Genomic DNA, 22,543 nt, shown 5'->3' with positions numbered 1-22,543 from the left:
GATAAGTACCTTTTCAAACCTTATATAGCGAACTGAGGATGGTGTAAGCTCAGGATAAGGAGATAGTGGGAATATCACCCTGGAGTTCCGCGCTGAACAAATAGAGTAAGCGTAGGCGTGTATTCGCGTTAAGAATATAAAGAGGGTTCTATACATAGGTATATGATCTACTAGGGTGGTACCGCGGGAGACTTTCTCGTCCCTTTTTGGGATGAGAAGGTCTCTTTTTTATTCCGTTTTTTAAGTATTTCTTTTATACATGTAAGGAGGAATTGAGCATGGAGTACAAAAATACATTACTGATGCCAAAAACTGAGTTCCCAATGCGTGGGAATTTACCAAAACGTGAGCCTGCAATGCAAGAAAAATGGGCTGAAATGAATATTTACGAAAAAGTACAAGAACATACAAAAGGTCGTCCTTTATTTGTATTGCATGATGGACCTCCATATGCGAATGGTGACATTCATATGGGACATGCATTAAATAAAGTATTAAAAGACTTTATTGTTCGTTATAAATCAATGACTGGTTTTAGTGCACCATATGTTCCAGGATGGGATACGCACGGTTTACCAATTGAACAAGCTTTAACAAATAAAGGTGTAAAACGTAAAGAAATGACAGTTGCTGAGTTCCGTAAGTTATGTGCAGAGTATGCATATGAACAAGTAGAACGTCAACGTGAACAATTTAAGCGTCTAGGTGTACGTGCAGATTGGGATAATCCATATATTACTTTAGAGCCAGCTTATGAAGCACAACAAATTAAAGTGTTTGGTGACATGGCGAAAAAAGGTTATATCTATAAAGGTCAAAAACCAGTTTACTGGTCTCCAACGAGTGAATCTGCTTTAGCGGAAGCTGAAATTGAATATCAAGATAAAAAATCAGCATCTATTTACGTAGCATTCCCTGTAAAAGATGGAAAGAACGTATTAGAAGGTGATGAAAAGTACATCATTTGGACAACAACACCTTGGACATTACCTGCAAACTTAGGTATTTCTGTTCACCCAGAGCTTGAATATAGCATTGTAAAAGTAAATGATGAGAAATATATCATTGCTTCTGAGCTGTTTGAGACAGTTGCAAAAACGTTAGAGTGGGAAAATGCTGAAGTTGTGAAAACAGTAAAAGGTAGCGAACTTGAGTACACAGTTGCAAAACACCCATTCTACGATCGTGATTCATTAGTTATGCTAGGAGATCACGTAACAACAGATGCAGGTACAGGTTGTGTTCATACAGCACCAGGACACGGGGAAGATGACTTCGTTGTTGGTAAAAAGTATGGATTAGAAGTACTTTGCCCAGTCGATGATAAAGGTGTGTTAACAAATGAAGCACCTGGATTTGAAGGCTTATTCTATGATAAAGCTAACAAACCAATTACAGAAAAATTAGAAGAAGTAGGCGCGTTACTGAAACTAACATTCATTACACATTCATACCCACATGATTGGAGAACGAAAAAACCAATTATTTTCCGTGCGACAGCACAGTGGTTTGCGTCTATTGAAGCATTCCGTAAAGAATTAATAGAAGCTGTAGCGGAAACAAAATGGGTACCAGCATGGGGAGAAACTCGTCTTCATAATATGGTTCGTGACCGTGGTGACTGGTGTATTTCTCGTCAGCGTGCATGGGGTGTGCCAATTCCGGTATTCTATGCTGAGAATGGTGATCCAATTATTACGGATGAAACAATTAACCATGTAGCAGATTTATTCCGTGAACACGGTTCTAACGTATGGTTCGAGCGTGAAGCGAAAGATCTATTACCAGAAGGGTTTACACATCCGGGTAGCCCAAATGGCGAATTCCGTAAAGAAACAGACATCATGGATGTATGGTTCGATTCAGGTTCTTCTCACCAAGCGGTATTAGAAGAGCGCGAAGATTTACAGCGTCCAGCTGATTTATATTTAGAAGGATCTGACCAGTATCGTGGTTGGTTTAACTCTTCATTATCAACAGCAGTTGCTGTAACAGGTAAAGCACCATATAAAGGCGTATTAAGCCACGGTTTCGTACTAGACGGTGAAGGACGTAAAATGAGTAAGTCGATTGGAAACATCGTCGTACCGAAGAAAATTATGGATCAATTAGGTGGAGACATTTTACGCTTATGGGTATCTTCTGTTGACTATCAATCTGACGTACGTATTTCAGATGATATTTTAAAACAAGTAGCAGAAGTGTATCGTAAAATCCGTAACACATTCCGTTTCTTATTAGGAAACTTAGACGACTTTAATCCAAGTGAAAATGCAGTAGCTGTAGCTGAACTTCGTGAAGTAGATCGTTACATGTTAGTGAAATTAAATGACTTAATTACAAAAGTTAAAGAAGCATATGAGACATACGACTTCGCTGCTGTGTATCATGCAATTCATAACTTCTGTACAATTGATTTAAGTTCATTCTATTTAGACTTTGCAAAAGACATTTTATACATTGAAGGTGCAAACCACGAAGATCGTCGTGCAATTCAAACTGTATTATATGATGTTCTTGTTGCGTTAACGAAACTTGTAACACCAATCTTACCGCATACAGCTGATGAAGTATGGCCATATATTCCAGGCGTAACAGAAGAAAGTGTACAATTAACTGATATGCCAGAAGCTGTACAATTAGATGACGCGGAAGCGTTAAAAACAAAATGGGATGCATTTATGACATTACGTGATGACGTGTTAAAAGCACTAGAAGTAGCTCGTAATGAAAAAGTAATCGGTAAGTCATTAAATGCAAGCATTACACTATATCCAACTGCAGAAATGAAAGTTATGTTGGAGTCTATTAGCGAAGACTTAAAGCAATTATTCATCGTTTCTGAGTATAAACTTGGTGGTATGATGGATGAAGCGCCAGCAGATGCACCGAAGTATGAACATACAGCGGTTGTTGTTGCCCAAGCAACTGGTGAAACATGTGAACGTTGTTGGGTAGTTTCAGAAACAATTGGTAAAGATACTGAACATGAAACATTATGTGAGCGTTGTGCAACAGTTGTTAAAGAAAACTATGTAAAATAATAAAAAAGCTGACTGCTATTGATGCAGTCAGTTTTTTTGTTGATGGTATATCAAAATCACTTTCAGACTCTTTCCTGTGAAGGAAAAATGTGTGTGAGGTAAGCAAATAAATTTCGGACACACTAACTGTACATTACAGCTAGGAGGAATGTACACGTGAATGAAATTTACATGGAAATAAAAGAAGAATTGCAATTGATGAGAAAAGAGTTGCAAGAGAGACTAGCTAAAGAAGTAATGCACAAATATGATGTCGAGTTCAGCCAAGAACTTGGATATGAAATTAAGGAAGAGATAAAGAAAAAATTGCTATTACATGATATAAAAGAGGATTTAAAGGATGTAGAACGCGCATTATTTAAGATGGAAATAGACATGTATGGTATTTGTGAAGAGACGGGGAGATTAATTTCGACAAAGCAAATGAAGACAATGCCGACTGCCCGTACGATTCATGAATTCTTCTATGAAAAGGTAAATGTATGAATACGCACAACGATATTATATTACCTTTTTTTAATTTATTTTATTCTTCTATAAAGGTTCATTGTGAAAAGGTAGCAGCTATGCTAAAATTTTGAGGTACACTGTCTTTGTGGGGGAAATGAAAATGATATATTATGTAATAGCGTTATTCGTCATTGCTATCGATCAAATATCGAAGTGGTTAATTGTAAAGAACATGGAATTGGGTACGAGTATTCCGATTATCGACAATGTATTATACATAACATCACATCGAAATAGAGGTGCTGCTTGGGGTATTTTAGAAAATAAAATGTGGTTCTTCTACATTATTACAGTTGTTTTTGTAGTATTTATTGTATTTTATATGAAAAAGTATGCGAAAACAGACAAGCTTCTAGGTATTTCGTTAGGCCTAATTTTGGGCGGGGCAATTGGTAACTTTATTGATCGTGTATTTAGACAAGAAGTAGTGGATTTCATTCACGTGTATATTTTCTCGTACAACTATCCAGTATTCAATATAGCTGATTCAGCATTATGTATTGGTGTTGTATTAATTATTATTCAAACATTATTAGAAGGCAAGAAAGCGAAGGAGTAATTGAATGAGTGAAGTAGTACAAGTAACAGTTGCAGCAGAGCAAAAAAACGAGCGAATTGATAAATTCGTTGCAGGGATAAATAACGAATGGTCACGTACGCAAGTGCAGCAATGGATTAAAGATGACGTTGTGACAGTAAACGGGAAAGCTGTAAAAGGAAATTATAAAGTAAAAGAAGAAGATGAAATTACAGTAACAATTCCTGAACCAGAAGAGTTAGATATTCAACCAGAAGATTTAAATTTAGAAATTTATTATGAAGATGCAGATGTGCTTGTTGTAAATAAGCCACGTGGTATGGTTGTACATCCAGCACCAGGGCATACAAGTGGTACACTTGTAAACGGCCTCATGCACCATTGTACAGACTTATCAGGCATTAACGGTATAATGCGTCCAGGTATCGTGCATCGTATTGATAAAGATACATCTGGACTATTAATGGTTGCTAAAAATGATATGGCACATGAATCGCTTGTAAATCAGCTTGTAGCAAAAACAGTAACGAGACGTTACAAAGCGATTGTACACGGTGTGATTCCGCATGATAAGGGAACGATTGATGCTCCGATTGCTCGTGATAAGAAAGAGCGTCAAAGTATGACAGTTGATGAAAATGGTAAGAACGCTGTTACGCACTTCCAAGTGTTAGAACGCTTTAAAGACTTTACACTTGTAGAATGTCGCTTAGAAACGGGACGTACGCACCAAATTCGTGTTCATATGAAATATATTGGCTATCCACTTGCAGGAGATCCGAAGTATGGTCCGAAGAAAACGTTAGATATGAATGGACAAGCACTTCATGCGGGTATTTTAGGCTTTGATCATCCTCGTACTGGTGAATATATTCAGTTTGAGGCACCAATTCCAGAAGTGTTTGAAGACGCATTAAATATTTTACGAAAATAGTATTGACAAATCATAAGAAAACTGAGATACTGACAACAGTTAAATAATGATCCTTTAACACAGCCCCGTGAGGTTGAGAAGGTAACGGTTTGAAATACTTAGGGTATGTTGTACCCTTTTTTCAAAAGTCCTCTCGCACACGCTGAGAGGACTTTTTTTATACCATTACTCTCACGCAAGAAAAAAGCTTGGAGGTGTAGAGCATGCAAGAGAAAGCTGTCGTTTTAGATGACCAAATGATTCGCCGCGCTTTAACACGAATTAGTCATGAAATCGTGGAACGAAATAAAGGTGTCGATAATTGTGTTCTTGTCGGAATTAAAACTCGTGGAATTTTTATTGCACAACGTTTGGCAGAACGAATTGGTCAAATTGAAGGAAAAGAAATGGAAGTTGGAGAGTTAGACATTACGTTATATCGTGATGATTTAACACTACAATCGAAAAATAAAGAACCACTTGTAAAGGGTTCTGATATCCCTGTAGATATTACGAAGAAAAAAGTTATCCTTGTGGATGACGTATTATATACAGGAAGAACAGTTCGAGCAGCAATGGATGCTCTTATGGATTTAGGTAGACCATCTCAAATCCAATTGGCGGTTCTTGTTGATAGAGGTCATCGCGAATTACCAATTCGCGCTGATTATGTAGGGAAGAACATTCCAACATCAAGTGAAGAGCGTATCGAAGTTGATTTGCAAGAGACAGATCAACAAGATCGAGTAAGCATATACGATAAGTAAAGCCCTTTTAAATGTAGTCCTGTGAGGCTGCCAAAGGGTCTTGGCTTTCATATGTCAAATTTGGCATACGAAAGTGTAGGACTCTTTGTGCACAGGCACAAAGAGTTTTTTTATTGCAAAGATTTAAACTGAAGGAGGATGTAACAATGGAACAAAAGCCAGTGTTAGACGTTAATGAAGTACCGAAACCGGGAAAATGGTTATTTTTAAGTATACAACATTTGTTCGCGATGTTTGGATCAACAGTGCTTGTTCCATTTTTAACAGGATTGAATCCATCAGTAGCATTAATATCAAGTGGATTAGGAACGTTAGCGTTCCTTCTTATAACGAAAGGCCAAGTACCTGCTTATCTAGGATCATCATTCGCCTTTATCGCACCGATTATAACAGCCAAAACGGCAGGTGGACCGGGAGCGGCAATGCTTGGTGGTTTGCTAGCAGGACTTGTGTACATTTTAATCTCACTCGGAATTAAGAAATCAGGATCAGAGTGGATTATGAAATTACTACCACCAATCGTAGTTGGTCCAGTAGTAATGGTAATCGGTCTAGCTTTAGCACATACAGCAGTTAACATGGCGATGAACGATGCGGATGGCAAATATAGCTTTACACATTTTTCAGTAGCGTTAGTAACATTAGCAATTACAATTATATGCTCGATATTTGGAAGAGGATTTTTCAGTATAATACCAGTGTTACTTGGCATTATCGGCGGATATATCTTCGCTTACTTCCAAGGGCTAGTAGACTTAAAGCCGGTAGCTGAGGCAAAATGGTTTGTTGTACCAGATTTCACAGTACCATTTGTAACATACACACCAGAGTTTTCATGGAAGATTGTACTCTTGATGGTACCAGTTGCACTAGTAACAATATCAGAACATATCGGACATCAAATTGTTCTTGGAAATGTTATTAAAAGAGATTTAATTGAAAAACCAGGTTTACACCGTTCAATCTTCGGTGACGGAGTAGCAACATTAATCGCGTCACTAATCGGTGGGCCACCAAATACAACGTATGGTGAAAACATCGGTGTGCTAGCAATTACGAGAGCATACAGTGTATACTTATTCATCGGTTCAGCAGTATTCGCAATCATGTTCGGATTTATCGGTAAGATTTCTGCACTGATTCATTCGATCCCAACACCAGTTATGGGTGGTGTATCAATCTTACTATTCGGTGTAATCGCATCAAGCGGATTACGCATGATGGTAGATGATAAAACAGATTTAAGTGACAAACGAAACCTAATGATTGCATCAGTAATATTAGTAATCGGTATTGGTGGAGCGGTACTTCACGTAGGAGAATCATTCCAAGTAGAAGGAATGGCACTAGCAGCAATTGTAGGTGTACTGTTAAATCTACTACTACCGGAAACGAAACAAATAAAACAATCTAAGCAGATTGCTTCATAATAATAACCTTTTAATTCAGTCCTGTGAGACCGAAAAGGGTGGCTTCTTTCTTGCACCCTAGTCTCACATGACTAGGGTATTTTTATGCAAAGGTTGTTATAAAAATTCAAAAGTGGTAACATAAAAATCAGAAAGATGAGGGATGACGATGAGCCATTTGTTAACGATGAGTGAATTATCGGAAGTAGAAATTTCAGAAATCCTAAAAGATGCAGAAGATTTTGCGAATGGAAAAGAGAGCAAAACGACAGAGCAAACTTTTGTTGCGAACTTGTTCTTTGAGAATAGTACGAGAACGAGATTTAGCTTTGAAGTTGCTGAGAAGAGATTAGGACTTGATGTTTTAAACTTTTCAGCTGATGCATCTAGCGTACAAAAAGGAGAAACTCTATACGATACGATAAGAACACTAGAATCAATCGGAACAAAAGCAGTGGTCATCCGCCACGAGCAAGATCGCTACTTCGATGAACTAAAAGATCAGGTGAATATTCCAATCTTAAACGCTGGAGATGGATGCGGAAACCACCCAACACAGTGCCTACTGGACCTTCTTACAATTAAACAAGAGTTTGGAAGATTTGAAGGTTTGAAGATTGCAATAGTAGGAGATGTTCGTCATAGCCGAGTAGCACGTTCTAATGCAGAAGCATTAACGAAGCTTGGTGCAACGATTTACTTTGCAAGTCCAGAAGAGTGGAAAGATGAAGACAACACATTTGGAACATACAAACCATTAGATGAACTTGTTCCAGAAGTTGATGTAATGATGTTACTCCGTGTACAACATGAGCGTCATGATCATTATGAAACAGACATTATGAAAGAATATCATGAGAAACACGGATTAACAGTAGAAAGAGAAAAGCGTATGAAAGAAGGAAGCATTATTATGCATCCAGCTCCTGTAAACCGTGATGTTGAAATTGCAAGTGAACTTGTTGAGTGTGAGCGTTCACGCATATTTAAACAAATGGAAAATGGAGTTTACGTAAGAATGGCTGTACTAAAACGCGCCTTACCAAATGTATTAGGAGGAATGAAACATGAATTATTTGTTTAAAAATGGTCGTTATATGAATGAAGAAGGAAAAATCGTAGCAACGGATCTTCTCGTACAAGACGGTAAAATCGCTAAGGTAGCAGAAAATATTACGGCAGATAATGCTGAAGTAATCGATGTGAACGGAAAGTTAATCGCACCTGGATTAGTAGATGTACACGTACATCTTCGTGAACCAGGTGGTGAACATAAAGAAACAATTGAAACAGGTACACTAGCAGCGGCAAAAGGTGGATTCACTACAATTTGCGCAATGCCAAATACACGCCCGGTACCAGATTGCAGAGAACATATGGAAGACTTGCAAAAACGTATTGAAGAAAAAGCTCATGTTAACGTACTACCATACGGAGCAATTACAGTACGTCAAGCTGGTTCTGAAATGACAGATTTCGAAACATTAAAAGAACTTGGAGCATTTGCTTTCACAGATGACGGCGTAGGCGTACAAGATGCGAGCATGATGTTAGCGGCTATGAAACGTGCAGCAAAATTAGATATGGCAGTAGTTGCGCACTGTGAAGAGAATACGCTTATTAATAAAGGTTGTGTACATGAAGGGAAGTTTTCTGAGAAACACGGATTAAACGGTATCCCATCAGTATGTGAATCTGTACATATTGCAAGGGATATACTGCTTGCTGAAGCAGCAGATTGCCACTATCACGTATGTCACGTAAGTACGAAAGGTTCTGTACGTGTAATCCGTGATGCGAAACGCGCTGGAATTAAAGTAACAGCAGAAGTAACACCGCATCACCTAGTGTTATGTGAAGATGATATCCCATCAGCTGATCCTAACTTTAAAATGAACCCACCACTTCGTGGAAAAGAAGACCATACAGCATTAATTGAAGGTTTATTAGATGGAACGATCGATATGATCGCAACTGACCATGCACCGCATACAGCGGAAGAGAAAGCACAAGGAATTGAAAGAGCACCGTTTGGAATTACTGGTTTTGAAACAGCATTCCCGCTTCTATACACAAACCTTGTGAAAAAGGGAGTCATTACGCTAGAACAGTTAATTCAATTCTTAACAGAAAAGCCAGCTGATACATTCGGCTTAGAAGCAGGTCGCCTAAAAGAAGGTAGAGCAGCTGATATTACAATCATTGATTTAGAACAAGAAGAAGAGATTGACCCAACAACATTCTTATCAAAAGGAAAAAATACACCATTCGCAGGTTGGAAATGCCAAGGATGGCCGGTAATGACAATCGTTGGTGGTAAGATCGCATGGCAAAAGGAGAGTGCATTAGTATGAAAAGACAACTTATCTTAGAAGATGGAACAGTATTAATTGGAACAGGTTTCGGAGGCGAAATCGAAAAGTCAGGTGAGGTTGTATTTACAACAGGAATGACTGGATATCAAGAAACATTATCTGATCCATCATATTGCGGTCAAATCGTAACATTCACGTACCCATTAATCGGAAATTACGGCATTAACCGTGACGATTTTGAATCCATTCACCCATCTGTAAATGGTTTAATCGTAAACGAAATTTGTGATCACCCATCAAACTTCCGTAATGAAATTTCGTTAAATGATTACTTGAAAGAAAGAAATATTCCAGGATTAGCAGGGATTGATACGAGAAAATTAACGAGAAAAATTCGTCAATACGGTACATTACGCGGACGCCTTTGTAACATGGATGCAGATGTAGAGTACATTGTAAGCCAATTAAAAGCGACAGTATTTACAGATCATGTAAAACGCGTATCAACGAAAGATCCATACCCAAGCCCAGGTCGTGGTCACCGAGTTGTACTAGTAGACTTCGGTATGAAACATGGTATTTTACGAGAATTAAATAAGCGTGACTGTGATGTAATTGTAGTTCCTTACAACACAACAGCAGAAGAAATTTTACGCCTTAGCCCAGATGGAATTATGTTAAGTAATGGACCTGGAGATCCGAAAGATGTACCAGAAGCAATTGAAATGTTAAAAGACATTATCGGTAAAGTTCCTTTATTCGGAATTTGCCTAGGACATCAATTGTTCGCTCTAGCATCAGGTGCAAATACAAGTAAGTTGAAATTTGGTCACCGTGGTTTAAACCATCCAGTAAAAAATCTTGCAATTGGAAAAGTAGCAATTACATCTCAAAACCACGGATACGCAGTAGAAGAAGAATCAGTTGAAAATACAGATCTTGAAATTACACATGTTGCTTTAAACGATGGAACGGTAGAAGGTCTTCGTCATAAGAAGTTCCCAGCATTTACAGTACAATACCATCCAGAAGCTTCAGCGGGACCAGAAGATGCAAATGATTTATTCGAAGATTTCTTAACAATGATTGAAAACTTCAAGAAAGAAGGGGAAGAGTTATGCCAAAACGCCTAGACATTAACACAATTTTAGTAATCGGATCAGGACCAATTGTAATTGGGCAAGCAGCGGAGTTTGACTACTCTGGCACACAAGCTTGTCAATCTCTTAAAGAGGAAGGTTACAAAGTAATCCTTGTTAACTCTAACCCAGCAACAATTATGACGGATACTGCAACAGCAGATAAAGTATACATCGAGCCATTAACATTAGAATTCGTAAGCCGTATTATTCGTAAAGAACGTCCTGATGCAATCCTACCAACATTAGGTGGTCAAACAGGTTTAAACATGGCTGTTGAACTTGCAAAATCAGGCGTACTTGACGAGTGCGGAGTTGAAATTTTAGGAACAAAATTATCAGCAATCGAGCAAGCGGAAGATCGTGATTTATTCCGTACATTAATGCAAGATTTAAATGAACCAACACCACCAAGTGAAATTATTCATAACCTTGATGAAGCATATGGATTTGTAAATGAAATTGGTTATCCAGTAATCGTTCGACCAGCGTTCACATTAGGAGGAACGGGCGGCGGAATTTGCCATAACGAAGAAGAGCTAATTGAAATCGTAACAAGCGGTTTAAAACATAGTCCAGTAACACAATGTTTATTAGAGAAAAGTATTGCTGGCTGTAAGGAAATTGAATATGAAGTAATGCGTGATTCAAATGATAACGCGATTGTAGTATGTAACATGGAAAACATCGATCCAGTTGGTGTTCACACAGGTGATTCGATTGTAGTAGCACCGAGCCAAACGCTAAGCGACCGTGAATATCAAATGTTACGTAACACTTCATTACGAATTATTCGTGCACTAGGAATTGAAGGCGGATGTAACGTTCAGCTTGCGCTTGATCCATATAGCTTCCAATACTATGTAATCGAAGTAAATCCACGTGTAAGTCGTTCATCTGCACTAGCATCTAAAGCAACTGGATATCCAATTGCGAAATTAGCAGCAAAAATTGCAGTCGGTTTAACGTTAGATGAAATCGTAAACCCAGTAACACAAAAAACTTACGCTTGCTTCGAGCCAGCGTTAGACTATGTTGTTTCAAAAATTCCACGTTGGCCGTTTGATAAGTTTGAATCAGCGAACAGAACGCTTGGAACACAAATGAAAGCAACTGGTGAAGTTATGTCAATCGGACGTAACTTAGAAGAATCATTACTAAAAGCAGTTCGTTCTTTAGAGCTTGGCATTTATCACTTAGAATTAGACCACTTAAAAGAACTTGATAAAGAAACGATGAAAAAACGTATCATTAAAGCGGATGATGAACGACTGTTTATTGTAGCAGAAGCAATTCGCCAAGGTGTAACGAAAGAAGAAATCAATGAATGGTGTGAAATGGACTTCTTCTTCTTACAAAAAGTTGAAAACATCGTAAATATGGAACGTGAAGTAAAAGCGAATGTAGGAAATATGGAAGTACTACAAACTGCAAAAGAAATGGGCTTCAGCGATCACTACATTGCAGCAGCTTGGAACAAAACGGAGCGCGAAATTTATGATATGCGTAAAGAAAATAATATGATGCCAGTATTCAAAATGGTAGATACTTGCGCGGCAGAGTTTGAATCTGCAACGCCATATTACTACAGCACATATGCAGACGAAAATGAATCGATTGTAACAGATCGTAAGAGTGTAGTAGTTCTAGGATCTGGTCCGATCCGCATTGGTCAAGGTGTTGAGTTTGACTACGCAACAGTTCACTCAGTATGGGCAATTAAAGAAGCTGGATATGAAGCAATTATTATTAACAACAACCCAGAAACAGTTTCAACAGACTTCAGTATTTCTGACAAATTATACTTTGAACCATTAACGATTGAAGATGTAATGCACATTATCGATTTAGAAAAACCAGAAGGTGTTATCGTTCAGTTCGGTGGACAAACGGCAATTAACTTAGCAGCGAAACTAGAAGAACACGGTGTGAAAATTTTAGGAACATCACTTGAAGATCTAGACCGTGCAGAAGATCGTGATAAATTCGAAGCTGCACTAACACAATTAGGTATCCCACAACCAGTTGGTAAAACAGCAACAACTGTAGAACAGGCGGTAGCAATCGCTGAAGAAATTGGTTACCCAGTATTAGTAAGACCATCTTACGTATTAGGTGGACGTGCGATGGAAATCGTATATCGTCAAGAAGAACTACTGCACTACATGAAAAATGCAGTTAAAGTTCATGCGGAGCATCCGGTATTAATTGACCGTTACATGGTTGGTAAAGAAATTGAAGTAGATGCAATTTCAGACGGCGAGAATGTATTCATTCCAGGTATTATGGAACATATTGAACGCGCTGGAGTTCACTCTGGTGACTCAATTGGAGTATACCCACCACAAAGCTTATCTGAAAAACTAAAAGAACAAATTATTGAACATACAATTGCACTTGGAAAAGGTTTAAACATTGTTGGATTACTAAATATCCAGTTTGTAGTATTCAAAGATCAAGTGTACGTAATTGAAGTAAACCCACGTGCGAGTCGTACAGTACCGTTCTTAAGTAAAATTACGGGCGTACCTATGGCGAATGTTGCAACGAAAGTTATTTTAGGTCAAGACTTAATTGAGCAAGGATACGGAACTGGTTATCACCCAGAAGAGAAAGAAGTATATGTAAAAGCACCGGTATTCTCGTTTGCGAAACTACGCTCAGTTGATACAACATTAGGACCTGAAATGAAATCAACAGGGGAAGTAATGGGTAAAGACTTAACACTTGAAAAAGCATTATACAAAGGATTAGTTGCTTCTGGAATTAACATCCCAACGCACGGATCAGTAATTATCACAGTAGCGGATAAAGATAAAGAAGAGGCAATGGAAATTGCAAAACGTTTCCACGAAATCGGTTATAACTTATTAGCAACAGCTGGAACAGCAAAATCGTTAGCGGAGCAAAATATTCCAGTGCAAGTTGTAAACAAAATTGATTCTGAAGACTACAACTTACTTGATATTATCCGTCAAGGAAAAGCGCAGTTTGTAATCAATACATTAACAAAAGGAAAACAACCAGCGCGTGATGGTTTCCGCATTCGCCGTGAATCAGTAGAAAATGGTGTAGCTTGCTTAACATCACTTGATACAACGAGAGCAATCTTACGAGTATTAGAATCTATGACATTCTCAGCTCATTCAATGAAAGAAATTACGCAAACAAAGCGTCACGAGGTGGTACATGCATGATGCAAAAGCAAAATATGATCGTCGTTAACCAAAAAGAAATCGCAAAAAATATTTACGAATTAGTGCTTCAAGGAACGTTAGTACAGCAAATGAACGAACCAGGGCAGTTTGTACACATTAAGGTAGCAGAGGGCATTGCGCCCCTTCTGCGCCGCCCAATTAGTATTTGTAATGTAGATCAAGAGAAGAACGAATTTACAATGCTATATCGTGCCGAAGGACAAGGGACAAAAACATTAGCAACTAGAAAACAAGGTGAAATGGTAGATGTACTGGGACCATTAGGAAACGGTTTTCCCGTAGAAGAAGCAGAAGCTGGCCAAACAGCTTTATTAGTAGGCGGGGGAATTGGTGTACCACCACTTTATGAATTATCACAGCGCCTCGTTGCAAGGGGGGTACGTGTTATTCACATCTTAGGTTTTCAAACGAAAGATGTTGTTTTCTATGAAGAAAAATTTGCAGAACTTGGTGATACGTACGTTGCGACAGTAGACGGTACACACGGTACAAAAGGATTTGTCACAGATGTAATTGATAATTACGGAATCGACTTTGATATTCTTTACTCATGTGGCCCGTTAGCGATGCTTCGTGCATTAGAAGGACGTTACAAAGAGAAAAAAGCCTATATTTCATTAGAAGAGCGTATGGGTTGTGGTATTGGAGCTTGTTTCGCATGTGTATGCCACTTACAAGAAGATCCAAGTGGACATTCTTACAAGAAGGTGTGTAGCGACGGACCAGTATTTCCAATCGGGGAGGTTGTACTATGAACAGATTGCAAGTTGAATTACCAGGATTATCATTAAAAAATCCAATTATACCGGCATCTGGATGCTTTGGGTTTGGTCGTGAATATGCACAGTTTTACGATTTAAGTGTACTAGGATCAATCATGATTAAAGCGACGACAGAACAACCACGTTATGGAAATCCAACGCCTCGTGTTGCTGAAACACCAGGCGGCATGCTAAATGCAATTGGACTTCAAAACCCGGGATTAGACAAAGTAATGAATTCGGAATTACCATGGTTAGAACAATTTGACCTTCCAATTATTGCGAACGTTGCAGGCTCACAAGCTGAGGATTACGTAGCGGTTGCGAAGGAAATTTCTAAAGCGCCTAATGTCCATGCACTAGAATTAAACATTTCTTGTCCGAACGTAAAAACAGGTGGTATCGCCTTTGGTACAAATCCTGAAATTGCTGCTGATTTAACGAAGCGAGTAAAAGAGGTTTCTGAAGTGCCTGTATACGTGAAATTGTCACCGAACGTGGCAAACATAGTGGAAATTGCAAAAGCGATTGAAAATGCAGGTGCAGATGGTTTAACGATGATTAATACATTGCTTGGTATGCGTCTAGATTTAAAAACAGCTAAACCAATTTTAGCAAACCGTACAGGCGGATTATCAGGTCCTGCGATTAAGCCAGTAGCAATTCGCATGGTCCATGAAGTAAGCCAAGCGGTTAACATTCCAATTATCGGAATGGGTGGTATTGAAACAGCTGAAGATGTAATTGAATTCTTCTATGCTGGCGCAAGCGCAGTTGCAGTAGGTACAGCGAACTTTATCGATCCGTTCGTATGTCCGACAATTATTGAAGAGTTACCAGCATTATTAGATGAGTTAGGATTTGATCACATTTCGGAATGTCAAGGAAGGAGCTGGAAGCAAACATGTCACAGTCGTTAATCGTTGCACTAGATTTTCCAGGGAAACAAGAAGTAGAACAATTCTTACAACACTTTGAAGGGGAAGAGTTATTTGTCAAAGTAGGTATGGAGTTATTTTACAAAGAAGGCCCTGCGATTATTACGTACTTAAAAGAAAAGGGACATAAGATCTTCTTAGATTTAAAACTTCATGATATTCCGAATACAGTAAAAAGCGCTATGCGTAGCCTAGCTAGTCTAGATGTCGATATGGTAAATGTTCATGCTGCTGGGGGAAGCAGCATGATGAAAGCTGCGATTGAGGGATTAGAGGAAGGTAAGCAAGAAGGAAAAGAGAGACCGATTTGTATTGCAGTTACACAACTAACAAGCACTTCGGAAGCTATGATGAAAAAAGAGATTGGCATTGAGAAAACGTTAGAAGAAGCGGTTGCTCATTATGCAAAACTAACGAAAGAAAGTGGACTTGATGGCGTTGTTTGTTCAACACTTGAAGTTCCAAAATTACGTGAAGTATGCGGAAATGAATTTGTAACAGTAACACCGGGGATTCGTCTTGCAAGCGATGATGTAAATGACCAAGTGCGCGTAGCAACACCGAAACGTGCGAGGGAACTTGGTTCAAGTTACATCGTAGTCGGACGTAGTATTACAAAAGCAGAAAATCCGCTTGAAGCGTATAAAACAGTAAAACAACAGTGGGAAGGTGTAACAGTATGAAAAAAGAAATCGCATCGCATTTATTAGAAATTGGAGCAGTATTTTTACAACCGAATGATCCATTCACTTGGTCTTCAGGTATGAAATCACCAATTTATTGTGATAACCGTTTAACTTTATCTTATCCAAAAGTACGTCAAGCGATTGCAGCTGGATTAGAAGAGTTAATTAAAGAGCACTTCCCAACTGTAGAAGTTATTGCAGGAACAGCAACTGCTGGTATTGCGCACGCTGCATGGGTAAGCGATCGTATGGATTTACCAATGTGCTACGTACGTAGTAAAGCAAAAGGGCACGGTAAAGGGAACCAAATCGAAGGAAAAGCTGAAAAAGGTCAAAAAGTCGTAGTAGTAGAAGACTTAATTTCAACTGGCGGTAGTGCAATTACATGTGTAGAAGCACTTCGCGAAGCTGGATGTGAAGTATTAGGAATCGTATCAATCTTCACATACGAGCTAGAAGCAGGAAAAGAAAAGCTAGAAGCAGCTAACGTAGCATCATATTCTTTAAGTGATTACAGTGCATTAACTGAAGTTGCAGCAGAAAAAGGTATGATCGGACAAGCTGAAACGAAAAAATTACAAGAGTGGCGTAAAAATCCAGCTAACGAAGCTTGGATCACAGCGTAATACAAAAAAACGACCGCGGGGGAACGCGGTCGTTTTTTATATTATTGTTAAAAATTCAAGTAAAGTTCCATCAATATTAAAGAAAATCATATTACAATCTCCTTAACTACTTAGTGCTTTCTGCAAGCTTATATCCTCTTACAAACAATAGAGTCACATAAGAAACAATAAATGAGAAAATGCTATACATGCCGACCCAAAAGAAAAATTTTGGAGTAAAGGCGATAACACCTAGTATTAAAAAACTAGCAAACGTTACAATCGGCATTACGTAATACGTTTTCGTTTTGCGTGTTCCAATAACAGATACGATAAAGATAAATAATGGACAAATTAATAAGACGAAAATCAATTCATTCATAGGTATGTCCCCTTTTCTAATTGCAGTAATCTGTTTCTCGTAAACGTTTTGAAATAATTACTCTCCTAATATAATTTCGCTAAGTAATAATAAATCCCTCTTGAAAACTGATAATTCATGATGAATTTTACAAGCAAAAAACGTAAGCAAGAGAACACTTGCTTACGTTATAGGATAAACATCGCAACGATCGTGGTGACAATTAAACCGATAACAACAGGTAAAAAGTTTCGGCGTGCAAGTTCAAATGGATCGACTTTACAAATCGCAGCAGCAGGAATAAGTGCCCAAGGAATTAACGTCCCGCCCCCGGTCCATATAGCTGCAATTTGCCCGAGTGCTGTTAATGTAGCTGTTCCATGGCCAAGTGCTGTTCCAAAAAGATTGGCAATGGAACCAGCAAGTGATATACCTGAAAAACCTGATCCATCTAAGCCGGTAATGACACCAACGATGGTTAATGTCCCTGCCGATACATATTGATTTAAAGGAACAGTTTGAGATAAAGCGATGCCTAAGTCGTTAATGATTCCATGTGAACCTTTCGGTAAATAGTCCCCGATAATTTTCACAAAGCCACTATCTCCTAAATAAAAGAGTGCAGCGATAGGAATAACTGGTCCGAAAATTTTAAAGCCAAATTGGAGCCCTTCTATGAAATAATCGGTCGTTTTATTCAGTCCATTACCTTTGTAGGCGATGAGAGGAATGATGATAATCATAATAACAGTTGTTCCACCGATAAGTGCAGTTGCGTCGCTTCCTTGTAGTTGAAATTGAATCATGCAAAGGATATCAATGATATATACGATAGGGATACAAATAGCGAGCCATTTCTTTGTGCGAGGAGATAATGAAGTGAGCGTTTTAGAAGACTCAGTTGATAGAATAGATTCTTGTATAGCTAAGCCTGTATGAAACTCTTTTCGTAAGAAGAAAAAAGCGACGGAAGTTGTCACAACGCCCATAACGATAACGAGTGGAACACTTGCAGATACGACGCTGGAAACAGGGAGACCAGCAGCGTCTGCGGTTAATTTTGGTGCGCCTTGTATAACGAAGTCGCCGGATAAAGCAATCCCATGACCGAATAAGTTCATAGCAATTGCAACCCCAATTGGAGGAAGGCCGACACGTACAGCAACCGGTAATAAAATAGCTCCCATTAAGGCGACAGCTGGAGAAGGCCAAAAGAAGAAAGAAATGGTCATCATTAAAAGGCCGATAATCCAGTAGGCGAGTGTAGGTGTACGAATCATTTTTGTAAATGGTGAAATCATCGTATCATTTATGCCAGTATGAACGAGTAAATTGCTCATTGATACGATAATGGAGATGATTAATATAGTTGGTAATAGCTCAGTAATGGCGTAAATGAAACTTTGAAAAATTCCGCTAATGGCAAGAGGGATAGAACTTGTTGCAGTTAATGCTAATAAAAAGATAAAAACGATACAAATGATAGTCGTATCTTTTCGGAGAATAAAAAAGGTAATAATAGTGAGTAAACAAATAATGTAGAGAGCGTGTAATAGCGTTAATTCAACTCCCATAACATTCACATCCTTTAGGCATTCGTGTAGTGTATTGTATGAAAGCGGTGAAAGTATGTGAGTATAGGAAAAAGAAAAAAGTGAAATTTCATGTACTGTAATGATAAGAATAAAAAATGGATGATACAATACAATTAATCCTAAAAATGGGATTTGAGGAGAAGGGGAATGGGGGAGTACGAATGAGAGAAAAAATAGGATATTATGGTGTGCTAGTTTGTTTACTATTATCAGTTATTTCAGGACAATTTCTTAACAGTGAATGGGTACCAGTTATATTATGTATAGGCGTATTGATTTTGCTCCTATGTATCGCTGGAATGAATGGAAAGCATATAGTCGAAAAAAGAAAATGGTTTTCAGCATCGAATTTGTCATTATAATCAGCACAATTCCGTTTTTGTTATGGAAAGGAAATGAGATAATAGATGGAATTGTAATGTTTCAAGGGTGGTTGTTTATTGCGAAAATGCTATATTTAATATGCATTTTAATGTTGGTAGTGGTAGTCACTAAAATAGTAAACGAAAAGCTATTCGTTAATGAATAAAAGAAAATGCCACCTTATTCGGTGGCATTTCCTCATTATTTTACTGCATGAGCTTTTTGCATCTTTTTAATTAAACGAATTTGTCCACGATGATTGATTTCATCTTCAAAAACGTGAAACCACTTAAAATAGTTATTTGCTGGTTTGTCATACCAAAAGTCTGTCGTTTTAAATAACCATTCATCAGGTAACGATTGAAAAGTCTCGATTGTTTTGGAACGTACTTCTTGTAATGTATTGATGTAAAATTCAATAGCGTTTCCTTTTATTTTCTCACGTCCAAGATCGCCTAATTCAATGCCAGGTAACCAGCGTTCTAATTCAGCCTCCGTTGGTTCACGGTCTTCAAAAGTATGAATCTGGTAGTAAAATTCAATAGCGGCCATATGGTACAATAACATGCCAATTAAATTTGTGTCCTTATCATATAAATAATCAAGTTCCTCAATTGTTAAACCTTCCACCGCTTGCATTGTTGTATAGCGAGCGTAATTCATCATGGAAACAAGATTTGAGAATTCAGACTGTAACCCATCTATCTTATCAATTACAAAATTCAATTTAAATTCCCCCTCTTAAACGATGACTCCAGAGAAAGAATTCTATATGCAACGAAAAACTCCTTTAAAAAAGGTCGTGATTTCAACAAGGAATAACAATTAGTTCTCTATTTGATTTTGTAATAACTTCATAGCCTTCTTTTGTAATGACGATATCGTCTTCAATTCTACAACCGCCCCAGTTCGGAATGTAAATACCAGGTTCAACGGTAACAACCATACCTTCTTCTAAAGTAGCCGTACTTTCTTGAGATAAGCGAAGAGGTTCATGTATTTCTAACCCAAGACCATGACCAGTAGAGTGTCCAAAATATTGACCATATCCACAATCTGTAATGTATTTTCTTGTTACATCATCGATACTTTTCGCAGTTTCTCCAGGCTTAATCGCTTCAGTCCCACGTTTTAACGCTTCTCGTACAACATTGTATATTTTTTTGAATTCTTCCGATGGTTCCCCTATTGCTACAGTACGTGTTATATCGGAACAATATCCGTCGTAAAGTGCACCGAAGTCTAATGTAACGATATCCCCTCGTTCGATTATTTTATTTGATGCAACTCCATGGGGAAGTGAAGAACGAACGCCTGAGGCTACAATGATTTGGAATGAAGAAGATGTAGCCCCTTTTTTTCGCATGAAAAATTCTAATTCATCTCGTACAGCATTTTCACTTATTCCTGGTTTTAGAAACGTAAGAATGTGGTGAAATGCTTCGTCCGCGATATTAGCTGCAATTTTCATTGTTTCTATTTCAGGCGTGTCTTTAATGATACGAATATTTTCGATAATTTCGCACACTTGAATCATTTCCACCTGTACGTATTTTTGCAAGTTTTTATATTGTTGCAATATCATGTTGTTTTCTTCAATTCCAAGTTTTTGAATGTTTAATTTCGATACTTGATGTGCAATTTCTTTTTCTAAATTTCCTTTATGCATAATAATTTCAGCATCTTTTATTTGTGATTTCGCTTGATCTACATAGCGGAAATCAGTGATAAAAACAGCTTGATCGGCAGAGATTAAGACGCCGCCAGCGCTACCTGTAAAGCCTGTTGCATATTGACGGTTTTCTTTCTTTGTAATAAGTAACCCGTCGATTCCGTAATTATGTAGTTGTTTTTGGATGTTAGTTATTCTTATATTCATTTTAATTCCTCCTTTTTACATTAATAAAGCAAGAATTGTGCCAATATATTTATTTAGAATAAAAGAGAAGAGGGTAGCTGTGTGTCAAAAAAACTAGACGGATGTAAAATATATATATATAATTTTTACAGTAAGTTTTTATGTGAATGAACAATAATGTAAACTTGCAAACAAAATCTTTTTAATTTAAATATTATATTTTTTGTATAAATAAATTAAAAAATTGGTATAATAAGGGATTGTTACGTTTTTTTGTAGGTAAAGAGATGTAACGAAAAAATTGGGTTAAGGAATGTGAATGTATGAAGAAATTAAGTAAAGTAATGTCATTTTGTTTGGCCGCTAGTATGCTTGTTATAACGGGGTGTGAAACAAGTGAAAACAAAGTTCAAGTGAATAAAATGATTGACCAGCTTGATGAAGCGCCAGAAGTGACAGAAAAAGAAGCAAAAAAGATTGTAAGAAAGAGTGTAGATGGAATAGCAAACGCGTTTAGTGAGATGGAAAAAGAAAATGGATGGAGCCGAAATAATCCTGGGGATTTAGAGACAGTTAAAAAAGGAGTTAAGGGATTAGTTTCAAAAAAATTTGTAGAGAATCAGCTTCTTGAATTGCTTAATAACTTTAATAGATCGAGAGAGACTGATATGTTACCATTCCCAAATTATTTTCAAACTGAAATAAGATTTTCTTCTTCACAAGATAAAGAAAATTTAACGGTACATACATTAAGTTTAGAAGATGAAATAGGTCATGCGGCCCAAGAATGGGAATTTCATTTGGTGTATAAAGAAGGGGAATGGTTAATGGATAAATGGTCATTCGTTTTTCCTGAAGATTTAAAACTTACAAAAGAAGAAGCAAATAGAATTTTACAAACGCCAGACGATAAGAATGTGTCATTTGTAAGTGAAGAAAATAGTGGCGATAAGAAATATATATTCAAAGATAGTAACGGATTAATTACTGTAAATGCGAAAACATCTCTTATTTCATACAATGTAGATGAAAATAAGTATGAAAAGTTAACGAAAGAAAGAAATATTCAAGAAACAGAACAAGTACAGAGAAAGGATTCCAGTGCGTATACAGGCTCAAAAGACGAGAAACAATCGCAAAAAGAATCTTCTTCAAAGATAGATAGAGCAAATGTTTTAAGCGAATTAGCTGCTATAGATAAACAAGAAAAACATACGAATGCTATGTCAACCACTGATATAGTAAATGAAATAGAAGGAAATTATGAACTGTGGGATAATAAACTAAATGAAATTTACAGTACATTAAAAAGTACGATGTCAGCTGATGCGTTCCAGTCGTTAAAAACGAAACAAATTGCGTGGGTTAAAGAAAAAGAAAGTAAAGTTAAAGCAATTGGTACTGATACAAATAATGGAACGATGAGGCGTATAGAAGCCTCAGAAGAGAAATATAAGATGACAAAAGCAAGATGTTATGAATTAGTAAATGGGTATATGAATTAGTGTGAACGAATATAAAAA

At 37.5% G+C, this 22,543-nt stretch carries 19 protein-coding genes, 1 pseudogene and 1 other annotated feature (1 of these 21 running past the window's edge); of the genes and pseudogenes, 16 read left to right on the top strand and 4 right to left on the bottom strand.

Translation table 11 applies throughout. The features are described from left to right. Nucleotides 1–207, top strand: a binding site (T-box leader); it begins 17 nt to the left of the window's first position. Between the two features lie 71 nt (nucleotides 208–278). The 14 genes from ileS2 to pyrE all read left to right on the top strand — a co-directional run bounded on the left by ileS2 (nucleotide 279) and on the right by pyrE (nucleotide 16,864). Then, the gene (ileS2, locus tag F3I02_RS11240; protein ID WP_074593575.1) at nucleotides 279–3,044 is read left to right on the top strand and encodes an isoleucine--tRNA ligase; all 2,766 of its coding nucleotides are present in this window, start codon (nucleotides 279–281) and stop codon (nucleotides 3,042–3,044) included. A 156-nt stretch (nucleotides 3,045–3,200) separates the two neighbouring features. Next, complete coding sequence (locus F3I02_RS11235) at nucleotides 3,201–3,530, top strand: TraR/DksA C4-type zinc finger protein (protein WP_001002956.1); 330 nt, start codon at nucleotides 3,201–3,203, stop codon at nucleotides 3,528–3,530. 124 nt (nucleotides 3,531–3,654) lie between these two features. Further along, nucleotides 3,655–4,113, top strand: a complete 459-nt coding sequence (lspA, locus tag F3I02_RS11230) for a lipoprotein signal peptidase LspA (RefSeq protein WP_000642180.1) — start codon at nucleotides 3,655–3,657, stop codon at nucleotides 4,111–4,113. Between the two features lie 4 nt (nucleotides 4,114–4,117). Beyond that, complete coding sequence (locus F3I02_RS11225; RefSeq protein WP_000005828.1) at nucleotides 4,118–5,026, top strand: RluA family pseudouridine synthase; 909 nt, start codon at nucleotides 4,118–4,120, stop codon at nucleotides 5,024–5,026. A gap of 203 nt (nucleotides 5,027–5,229) precedes the next feature. Further along, on the top strand, nucleotides 5,230–5,772 hold the full coding sequence (gene pyrR, locus F3I02_RS11220; protein WP_001156491.1) for a bifunctional pyrimidine operon transcriptional regulator/uracil phosphoribosyltransferase: 543 nt from the start codon (nucleotides 5,230–5,232) through the stop codon (nucleotides 5,770–5,772). 146 nt (nucleotides 5,773–5,918) lie between these two features. After that, the gene (gene uraA, locus F3I02_RS11215) at nucleotides 5,919–7,202 is read left to right on the top strand and encodes a uracil permease (RefSeq protein ID WP_000435923.1); all 1,284 of its coding nucleotides are present in this window, start codon (nucleotides 5,919–5,921) and stop codon (nucleotides 7,200–7,202) included. 148 nt (nucleotides 7,203–7,350) lie between these two features. Beyond that, nucleotides 7,351–8,265 carry an aspartate carbamoyltransferase gene (pyrB, locus tag F3I02_RS11210; RefSeq protein ID WP_000018849.1) on the top strand — a complete coding sequence of 305 codons (915 nt, stop codon included), beginning with the start codon at nucleotides 7,351–7,353 and terminating at the stop codon, nucleotides 8,263–8,265. Further along, the gene (pyrC, locus tag F3I02_RS11205; RefSeq protein WP_196478004.1) at nucleotides 8,249–9,535 is read left to right on the top strand and encodes a dihydroorotase; all 1,287 of its coding nucleotides are present in this window, start codon (nucleotides 8,249–8,251) and stop codon (nucleotides 9,533–9,535) included. Before pyrB ends, pyrC begins: the two co-directional genes overlap by 17 nt. Continuing rightward, a complete protein-coding gene (locus tag F3I02_RS11200; protein ID WP_196478003.1) occupies nucleotides 9,532–10,629 on the top strand; it encodes a carbamoyl phosphate synthase small subunit in 1,098 nt (365 codons plus the stop codon). The genes pyrC and F3I02_RS11200 overlap by 4 nt, the downstream gene beginning before the upstream one ends. After that, nucleotides 10,614–13,832, top strand: coding sequence for a carbamoyl-phosphate synthase large subunit (gene carB, locus F3I02_RS11195; protein WP_196478002.1), 3,219 nt, complete (start codon nucleotides 10,614–10,616; stop codon nucleotides 13,830–13,832). Before F3I02_RS11200 ends, carB begins: the two co-directional genes overlap by 16 nt. Continuing rightward, the gene (pyrK, locus tag F3I02_RS11190; protein ID WP_000983365.1) at nucleotides 13,829–14,608 is read left to right on the top strand and encodes a dihydroorotate oxidase B electron transfer subunit; all 780 of its coding nucleotides are present in this window, start codon (nucleotides 13,829–13,831) and stop codon (nucleotides 14,606–14,608) included. Before carB ends, pyrK begins: the two co-directional genes overlap by 4 nt. Next, nucleotides 14,605–15,534, top strand: coding sequence for a dihydroorotate oxidase B catalytic subunit (gene pyrD / locus F3I02_RS11185; RefSeq protein WP_001081049.1), 930 nt, complete (start codon nucleotides 14,605–14,607; stop codon nucleotides 15,532–15,534). Before pyrK ends, pyrD begins: the two co-directional genes overlap by 4 nt. Then, nucleotides 15,519–16,235 (top strand): orotidine-5'-phosphate decarboxylase, encoded by a 717-nt coding sequence (gene pyrF / locus F3I02_RS11180; protein ID WP_000083512.1) that lies wholly within the window; start codon nucleotides 15,519–15,521, stop codon nucleotides 16,233–16,235. The genes pyrD and pyrF overlap by 16 nt, the downstream gene beginning before the upstream one ends. After that, nucleotides 16,232–16,864: an orotate phosphoribosyltransferase gene (pyrE, locus tag F3I02_RS11175; protein WP_000711449.1), complete on the top strand. Its 633-nt coding sequence runs from the start codon at nucleotides 16,232–16,234 to the stop codon at nucleotides 16,862–16,864. Before pyrF ends, pyrE begins: the two co-directional genes overlap by 4 nt. A 106-nt stretch (nucleotides 16,865–16,970) precedes the next feature. Here pyrE and F3I02_RS11170 read toward each other — a convergent pair whose 3' ends face one another. Beyond that, nucleotides 16,971–17,225, bottom strand: a complete 255-nt coding sequence (locus tag F3I02_RS11170) for a YbeF family protein (protein ID WP_046946436.1) — start codon at nucleotides 17,223–17,225, stop codon at nucleotides 16,971–16,973. 167 nt (nucleotides 17,226–17,392) lie between these two features. Then, entirely contained in the window at nucleotides 17,393–18,778 is a 1,386-nt protein-coding gene (locus F3I02_RS11165; RefSeq protein ID WP_196478001.1) for a hypothetical protein, read from the bottom strand. A gap of 182 nt (nucleotides 18,779–18,960) precedes the next feature. Between F3I02_RS11165 and F3I02_RS33880 the strand changes: the two are divergent. Continuing rightward, nucleotides 18,961–19,328, top strand: a pseudogene (locus F3I02_RS33880) (YoqO family protein). A 35-nt stretch (nucleotides 19,329–19,363) separates the two neighbouring features. On the opposite strand, the gene F3I02_RS11155 reads toward F3I02_RS33880, so the two are convergent. Together F3I02_RS11155 and F3I02_RS11150 are read right to left on the bottom strand one after the other, a co-directional pair. Beyond that, entirely contained in the window at nucleotides 19,364–19,888 is a 525-nt protein-coding gene (locus F3I02_RS11155) for a DinB family protein (protein WP_046946438.1), read from the bottom strand. 82 nt (nucleotides 19,889–19,970) lie between these two features. Then, nucleotides 19,971–21,041, bottom strand: a complete 1,071-nt coding sequence (locus tag F3I02_RS11150) for a M24 family metallopeptidase (RefSeq protein ID WP_046946439.1) — start codon at nucleotides 21,039–21,041, stop codon at nucleotides 19,971–19,973. 302 nt (nucleotides 21,042–21,343) lie between these two features. Between F3I02_RS11150 and F3I02_RS11145 the strand changes: the two genes are divergently transcribed. Further along, nucleotides 21,344–22,525 carry a lysozyme inhibitor LprI family protein gene (locus tag F3I02_RS11145; protein WP_196478000.1) on the top strand — a complete coding sequence of 394 codons (1,182 nt, stop codon included), beginning with the start codon at nucleotides 21,344–21,346 and terminating at the stop codon, nucleotides 22,523–22,525. The last annotated feature ends 18 nt before the right edge of the window (nucleotides 22,526–22,543 follow it).

Source organism: Bacillus sp. SRB3LM, assembly GCF_015712745.1.
Taxonomy (GTDB): domain Bacteria; phylum Bacillota; class Bacilli; order Bacillales; family Bacillaceae_G; genus Bacillus_A; species Bacillus_A thuringiensis_K.
Note: the sequence above shows the minus strand (reverse complement) of the source record. Positions and strands in the feature narration are given on the sequence as shown.

Coding starts and splice junctions, on each gene's coding strand:
- pyrE (WP_000711449.1), top strand. CDS start 16,232: ATGAAAAAAGAAATCGCATCGCATTTATTAGAAATTGGAGCAGTATTT.
- F3I02_RS11200 (WP_196478003.1), top strand. CDS start 9,532: ATGAAAAGACAACTTATCTTAGAAGATGGAACAGTATTAATTGGAACA.
- pyrF (WP_000083512.1), top strand. CDS start 15,519: ATGTCACAGTCGTTAATCGTTGCACTAGATTTTCCAGGGAAACAAGAA.
- uraA (WP_000435923.1), top strand. CDS start 5,919: ATGGAACAAAAGCCAGTGTTAGACGTTAATGAAGTACCGAAACCGGGA.
- ileS2 (WP_074593575.1), top strand. CDS start 279: ATGGAGTACAAAAATACATTACTGATGCCAAAAACTGAGTTCCCAATG.
- F3I02_RS11170 (WP_046946436.1), bottom strand. CDS start 17,225: ATGAATGAATTGATTTTCGTCTTATTAATTTGTCCATTATTTATCTTT.
- pyrB (WP_000018849.1), top strand. CDS start 7,351: ATGAGCCATTTGTTAACGATGAGTGAATTATCGGAAGTAGAAATTTCA.
- pyrC (WP_196478004.1), top strand. CDS start 8,249: ATGAATTATTTGTTTAAAAATGGTCGTTATATGAATGAAGAAGGAAAA.
- pyrK (WP_000983365.1), top strand. CDS start 13,829: ATGATGCAAAAGCAAAATATGATCGTCGTTAACCAAAAAGAAATCGCA.
- carB (WP_196478002.1), top strand. CDS start 10,614: ATGCCAAAACGCCTAGACATTAACACAATTTTAGTAATCGGATCAGGA.
- F3I02_RS11145 (WP_196478000.1), top strand. CDS start 21,344: ATGAAGAAATTAAGTAAAGTAATGTCATTTTGTTTGGCCGCTAGTATG.
- F3I02_RS11225 (WP_000005828.1), top strand. CDS start 4,118: ATGAGTGAAGTAGTACAAGTAACAGTTGCAGCAGAGCAAAAAAACGAG.
- lspA (WP_000642180.1), top strand. CDS start 3,655: ATGATATATTATGTAATAGCGTTATTCGTCATTGCTATCGATCAAATA.
- pyrD (WP_001081049.1), top strand. CDS start 14,605: ATGAACAGATTGCAAGTTGAATTACCAGGATTATCATTAAAAAATCCA.
- F3I02_RS11150 (WP_046946439.1), bottom strand. CDS start 21,041: ATGAATATAAGAATAACTAACATCCAAAAACAACTACATAATTACGGA.
- pyrR (WP_001156491.1), top strand. CDS start 5,230: ATGCAAGAGAAAGCTGTCGTTTTAGATGACCAAATGATTCGCCGCGCT.
- F3I02_RS11165 (WP_196478001.1), bottom strand. CDS start 18,778: ATGGGAGTTGAATTAACGCTATTACACGCTCTCTACATTATTTGTTTA.